This window comes from Polaromonas sp. P1_F6, from assembly GCF_056405695.1.
In genome coordinates this window covers 1265776-1271775 of record NZ_JBFUBQ010000001.1, presented here as the reverse complement: position 1 = coordinate 1271775, position 6000 = coordinate 1265776, and the positions used below count along the sequence as shown (strand labels likewise).

Genomic DNA, 6000 nt, shown 5'->3' with positions numbered 1-6000 from the left:
CGCGCGAGGTGGGTACTGAGGGCAAGCTGGGCGGGCAGGCCGACGTGCAGGGAGTGGCCGGTACCTGGAAGGATCTGACCGACAACGTGAACTTCATGGCCGGTAACCTGACATCACAGGTGCGAAACATTGCCGACGTGACCAAGGCCGTGGCCGCCGGTGACCTCTCCAAGAAGATCACGGTGGACGTGAAGGGCGAAATCCTCGAACTCAAGGCCACCATCAACACCATGGTGGATCAGCTTCGGTCATTTGCCTCTGAAGTGACGCGGGTAGCACGAGAAGTGGGCACCGAAGGCAAACTGGGCGGGCAGGCCGACGTGCAGGGMGTGGCCGGTACCTGGAAGGATTTGACTGACAACGTGAACTTCATGGCTGGCAATCTGACCAGCCAGGTGCGAGGCATTGCGCGCGTGGTGACGGCCGTGGCCAACGGCGACCTGGAGCGCAAGCTGACCGTGGAAGCCAAGGGCGAGATCGCCGCGCTGGCCGATACCATCAACGGCATGACTGACACCCTGGCCACCTTCGCCGATCAGGTAACCACAGTGGCGCGCGAGGTCGGCGTGGAAGGCAAGCTGGGTGGCCAGGCCAAGGTGCCCGGAGCCGCCGGCACCTGGAAAGGCCTGACGGAGAACGTGAACCAGCTGGCTGCCAACCTGACGACCCAGGTACGCGCCATTGCCGAGGTGGCCACTGCCGTAACGCAAGGTGACCTGACGCGGTCCATCACTGTCGAGGCACTCGGTGAGGTGGCGGCGCTGAAAGACACGATCAATGAAATGATCCGCAACCTCAAGGACACGACCCAGGTCAACACAGAGCAGGACTGGCTCAAAACCAATCTCGCCAAATTCAGCCGGATGCTGCAGGGCCAGAAAGACCTGGTGGCCGTGGGGCATCTGATTCTCTCGGAGCTGGCACCGGTGGTTGGCGCGCAGCAGGCGGAGTTTTATGTGCTGAGCTACACGCACGAGAGGCCGCGCCTGCGTCTCATGGCCAGCTACGCCTCCGAAGGGCAGGGCGCTTACGGCAAGGAAATCGACTTGGGCCAGGGCCTGATAGGCCAGTGCGCTTTCGACAAACAAAAGATCCTGTTGACGTCCTCGCTACCGCAGGGCCTCAAGATATCGTCCGGCCTCACCGAAGTGGCGCCTATGGACATCCTGGTGCTGCCCATCATCTTCGAAGGCCAGGTCCGCGGTGTGGTGGAACTCGCCTCGGTCGAGCGATTCAACCCAACCCACCAGGCTTTCCTGGACCAACTCACGGAGAGTATCGGCATCGTGATCAACACGATTGAAGCGAATATGCGCACCGAGGACTTGCTGACCCAGTCGCAGTCCCTGGCGCAGGAGCTGCAAAGCCGGCAGGAAGAACTGCAGCAGACCAACGAGGAACTGCAGGAAAAGGCCCATCTGCTGGTCCAGCAGAACGACGAGGTGGAGCGCAAGAACCAGGAGGTCGAACAAGCCCGGCAGGCACTGGAAGAAAAGGCCAAGCAGCTTTCGCTCACGTCCAAGTACAAGTCGGAGTTTCTGGCCAATATGTCGCATGAGCTGCGCACACCGCTGAACAGCCTGCTGATCCTGTCCGATCAGCTGTGCAAGAACTCGGAAGGCAACCTGACCAACAAGCAGGTGGAGTTTTCCAAGACCATTCATTCCTCCGGCAACGACCTGTTGATGCTGATCAACGACATCCTGGATTTGTCCAAGATCGAGTCGGGCACGGTGGTGGTGGACGTGAACGAGCTGCGGCTGTCCGATCTGCAGATGTACGTCGAGCGCACTTTCCGCCATGTGGCCGAAGCCAAGAATGTGGATTTCCTGATCACTACCGGGCTGCAGTTGCCGGTTTCCATGGTGACCGACGTCAAGCGCCTGCAGCAAATTCTCAAAAACCTGTTGTCGAACGCCTTCAAATTCACGCACCAGGGTCATGTGGCCCTGGCGATAGAAGAAGCCTTTACCGGCTGGAGTCCGGACAATGAGGAACTCAACCGCGCGCAGCAGGTGCTGGCGTTTTCCGTTACTGACACAGGTATCGGTATTTCCGCCGACAAGCAGCAGATCATCTTTGAAGCCTTCCAGCAGGCTGACGGCAGTACCAGCCGCAAGTACGGCGGCACCGGTCTGGGTTTGGCCATCAGTCGCGAACTCTCGCGCCTGCTGGGCGGCGAAATACGCCTGTCCAGCGCGCCGGGAGAAGGCAGCAGCTTTGTGCTCTACCTGCCGCTGGTCTACGCTTCCACGCGCGCCGCGCGCAAGCAGGGCAGCAGCGCCGAGCAGCGCTTCGAGCCGGCCGCGCCGATCAGCCGCCTGGGTTTCGAGAAGATGGAAGTCGCCTTCGATGATTCCGTTCTGTCTCTGGACACGCACTCTGCGGCCAATGAGGCTGCGGATGACCGGCACACCATCCAGCCGGGCGACTTTGTGCTCCTGATTGTGGAGAACGACCTGGCCTTTGCCAGCTTTTTGCTTGATGCCGCAAGGGCCAAGGGGTTCAAGGGCCTGGTGACGTCGCTGGGGGCCCGCGCCCTCACGCTCGCCGCCGAGTTCAAGCCTTCGGCCATCACGCTGGACATGCATCTTCCCGACATGGAGGGCTGGCGCGTGCTCGAGCGCATCAAGCAGGACTTCAGCGTCAGGCACATTCCGGTTTGCGTGATCTCCACCGACGATTCCAAGGAGCGCGCCTATCGATCCGGCGCCATGGCATTCATTGAGAAACCGATCCCCGCCAGGGAAGTTCTCGACGAAATGCTGGATCAGCTGCACCGTTATGTGTCGCGCCCGGTGCGGCACGTGGTTGTTGCCCTGAAGGACGAAGCGTTGCGTGCCGAGGTCACCAGCCTGCTGGGCGGCAGCCATGTTCAGTGCCTTGCGGTGCCGTCACTGGCGGACGTCAAACCCGAGGACTTCGCCCGCTTCGAATGCGCCGTGATTGATGAGGCGTCACTGGCGAACGGGTTCGACCGCTTGCGAAATGCCTCGCCCGCAGCCTTGGTGCTTGGGCCGCTGCAGGTGGTGGTCTGGCGTGAAGGCATGATCGATGCACAGCTTCAGCCCGCCTGGCAGTCACACGACGGCTACTTTTTCCGCGAAGCCAGGTCCGTCCCCCGGGTGATAGACCTGGCCCTGCATGCCCTGCATGTAAGCGAGGCGCGCATGACGGACAGGCAGCGCAGCACCTTGAGAAACTTCCACGATGCCAACAAGTCACTCGCGGGGAAAAGGGTGCTGATCGTCGACGATGACATGCGCAATATCTTCGCTCTGGCCACTGTGCTGGAGGGGCAGGGCATGGACATCGTCTGGGCTGACAACGGCCACGATGCCATCGCCAAAGTTGCCTCCGATCCGCAGCTCAGCGTGGTACTGATGGACATCATGATGCCGGTGATGGACGGGCTGGTCACCATGCAGGAGATTCGCAAGCTGCCGGCCGGCAAGACCTTGCCCATGATCGCGGTCACGGCCAAAGCCATGAAGGGGGACCGCGAGAAATGCATAGAGGCCGGCGCCTGGGACTATCTCTCCAAGCCCGTCAATACGGAAAACCTGCTGGCCGTGCTGCGTGCCTGGTTGCCCCGGTGAGCGCCGTCCTCATGCCGCAGGAGCCGGCAAACATGCTGAATCCGGACCTGGTCAATATCCTGATCGTCGACGACCTGCCGGAAAAGCACGTTGTCATGAACAGCATCCTGGAAGAACTGGGGCAAAACATCGTCAGCGCCCGCTCGGGCCGGGAGGCTCTGCGCCTCATCCTGCAGATGGAGTTTGCGGTCATCCTGCTGGACGTCAACATGCCCGACATCGATGGGCTGGAGACCGCCAGCATGATCCGGCAGTACAAGAAGACGGCGCAAACGCCCATTGTTTTCATCACGGCCTATGTGGACGAGGAACAGGCCGCCAAGGGTTACGCGCTGGGCGCGGTGGACTACATCTCGTCGCCCGTCGTGCCTGGCGTGTTGCGTTCCAAGGTCAAGGTTTTCGTCGACCTTCACCGCATGAACCGGCAGCTTCAGCAGCAGGCCGTCGAGCGCGAGGCGCTGGCGCGGTCCGAGGCGGCACGCACCGCGGCAGAGGATGCCACGCGGCGCGCCGCCTTCCTGTCGGACGCCAGCCAACGCCTGTCCATGTCCCTCAATATCGATGCCACTGCCCAAGCGCTGGCGGATATCGCCGTACCGGGCCTGGGCGCCATGGCTGCAGTCGCCCTGCTGGACAGCCATGGCGACCTGCACTGCCGCTGCCTCAAGATTGCGGGCGGCCCGGATCCCTCTGCGGGCCCTGTCGTACTCGAATGCCATCGCGAGTTGAGCGCCTCCATGGCGGCGACGGTCCGCAGCGCCATGCTCTCGCGGAAAATAGCGTTTCTGCCCGCAACGGAGCTGTGCGCGGCGTCCACGGCCTCCGCGGTAGCCCCACAGCCTGCCTGGCCGGAGCTGCCGGCGGACCATGAGGAGATGGCGATTTGCCCGCTGGTCGCGCGTGAGCAGATGTTGGGCGCACTCATCCTGTTCGGCAAGGTCGGCGGTTTTGCGCAGGCGGATGCTGCCCTGCTCAGCGAGGTGGTGGGCCGTGCCTCTATTGCCATGGAAAACGCCAGACTCTATACGCTGGTTCAGGAAGCGGATCGCCGCAAGAACGAGTTCCTTGCCATGCTGGCGCACGAGCTCAGGAATCCGCTGGCTCCGATCAGGAACGCAGTGCACATCATCCACAGTTCCCATGTGGTCAACCCGAAAGTTGCATGGGCGCGTGATGTCATTGCCCGGCAGGTCGATCACATGTCACGAATGATCGATGATCTTCTGGACGTCTCGCGGATCGTCAGGGGCAAGGTGACGGTTCATATGGAGCCGGTCCTGCTCTCGACATTGTGCGAGCATGCAGTGGAGGCCAGCAGCCCGCTGCTGGCAGCCAGGAATCAGGAATTGACTGTCCGTCTTCCAGCTGAAGCCGTGGTGCTCCAGGGCGATTTGGTGCGCTTGTCGCAAGTACTTTCCAACCTGCTGAACAATGCCTCCAAGTTCACGGATCAGCATGGAAAGATCGAGCTGAACGCTTCGCTGCAGGAGGAGGGCGTCACCCTGTTCGTATCAGACAACGGCCAGGGCATTGAGCCCGAATTCCTGCCGCATGTATTCGACCTCTTTGCCCAGGGCGACCAGGCCCTGGACCGCGCGCAAGGGGGCCTGGGTATCGGTTTGACACTGGTCAAGCATTTGGTCGAGTTGCACAACGGCAAAGTAGAGGCTTATAGCGAAGGCAAAGGCATGGGAAGCCGGATATCCCTTTATTTTCCGGCGAGGATTTCAGGCAACGATGCCGGTCTTCCCGTGGTGGCTGCGCCGGCGGCCGCCAAACCGGTGGCTGCCGTTCCCCGAAAAGTCCTTGTAGTCGACGATTTATCGGCTTCCGCAGAAACGCTGCAAGTGCTGCTGGAACTGGAAGGTTTTAATGTGAGGATCGCGAATGATGGTGCGTCAGCGCTCCATATCGCCCGGGAATTCGTGCCGGACGTAGTCATCCTCGACATCGGTTTGCCCGGCCTGGACGGCTTTGAGGTTGCCCGCCAGCTGCGCAGTCGCCCGGAATCGAAAACAACGCTGCTGATTGCCTTGACCGGCTACGGCGAAGCCGAAAGCCGGTTGCGCTCCCAACAAGCGGGTTTTGATCATCATGTGGTGAAACCCGCGGACATCGAATCTCTCCTGGCTATGGTGAGCCTGCCGCGAGTGGAAACAAAAGCCATGGGCGAACAATAGCTCGAGAGGCAGGTCGAAGAGGGGTGCGGCAAAAAAGCGTGCTTTTTAGCCAAAGGTAACTACCACTCTGATTGGCTGTATTTATCATTTAACATAATATACATCGTGGAACATTGCAAGTGCCGCAAAGGTATCTTTGCCTCGCCGATCACATGAGGCCTGCGAAGTGAAGCGCACCGCACGCCTCAATGGGTGATGTTTTTCAGCAGTTCGCTGCGTAG

At 60.8% G+C, this 6000-nt stretch carries 2 protein-coding genes; both read left to right on the top strand.

Going from position 1 to position 6000, the window contains the following annotated elements; translation table 11 throughout:
* On the top strand, positions 1-3599 hold a 3599-nt coding region (locus AC1DY9_RS05915), incomplete at its 5' end, for a response regulator (protein WP_477666023.1).
* Positions 3600-3631: 32 nt separating this feature from the next.
* Positions 3632-5779, top strand: coding sequence for a response regulator (locus AC1DY9_RS05910; RefSeq protein ID WP_457280950.1), 2148 nt, complete (start codon positions 3632-3634; stop codon positions 5777-5779).
* Positions 5780-6000 lie beyond the last annotated feature (221 nt).

What these genes read in the sequence shown, in the direction of transcription:
- AC1DY9_RS05910 (WP_457280950.1), top strand. Translation starts at nt 3,632, where the DNA reads ATGCTGAATCCGGACCTGGTCAATATCCTGATCGTCGACGACCTGCCG.